At 47.8% G+C, this 669-nt stretch carries 1 protein-coding gene and 1 pseudogene; one reads left to right on the top strand and one right to left on the bottom strand.

The features are described from left to right. Positions 1 to 154 precede the first annotated feature (154 nt). Positions 155 to 265 (top strand): annotated as a pseudogene (locus tag ACS8YF_RS19775) (tail fiber assembly protein); the annotation flags it as partial. Positions 266 to 362: 97 nt separating this feature from the next. Here ACS8YF_RS19775 and ACS8YF_RS19770 read toward each other — a convergent pair. Continuing rightward, positions 363 to 669 (bottom strand): helix-turn-helix domain-containing protein (locus tag ACS8YF_RS19770; protein ID WP_440851795.1); only part of this gene is annotated, 307 nt, incomplete at its 5' end.

Below are 669 nucleotides of genomic sequence, written 5' to 3'. Positions count from 1 at the left end.
GGGCATGGCAAGCGAATGAATATGCCGTGGTGGGGCGGTTTTGATCCGCGCGCGTGGGATGTGGCAAGCCGGATGGATTTTGCGGTGCCGGTGGGGGCGTGTCTGCTGGTCTGGCTGTTGGTTAATCGTGGGTGAAAAAAGGTGAGCTGTATATGCAACGGAGGAAGAAACCTCGTTGCTGGAAGCATGGAAAAAGTATCGGGTATTGCTGAACCGTGTTGATACGTCAACTGCACAGGATATTGAATGGCCAGCACTGCCGTAGGGTAAAACATATAAATTCTATAATTAGATGTATCTTTCCATTTACGGCAAGGAAGGGGGCTTGGAAGACGTAAAGCATCTCACACCGAGATTATTTTTTATATGTCAGGTGTCTGAAGTTTTGCTTTGGCTCTTAAAATGGTTTGCCGCGAGGTTTTGAATTCCCGGGCAATGGCCCTTATACTTACCCCTGACTTAATTCGTTCGAATACCACCTGTTTCTGTTCTTCATTTAACACAGGTGGTCGACCAAAACGTTTCCCTGCGCCGCGGGCTCTTACTATCCCGGAATGAGTGCGTTCAAGTAAAAGGTCTCGTTCAAATTCAGCGACTGCTGAAATTACTTGCATCATCATTTTTCCTGTTGGACTGGTCAGGTCAATGCCCCCCAATGCTAAGCAATGC

The organism is Salinisphaera sp. SWV1 (assembly GCF_052044155.1).
In the GTDB taxonomy this organism is placed as follows: Bacteria; Pseudomonadota; Gammaproteobacteria; order Nevskiales; family Salinisphaeraceae; genus Salinisphaera.
Note: the sequence above shows the minus strand (reverse complement) of the source record. Positions and strands in the feature narration are given on the sequence as shown.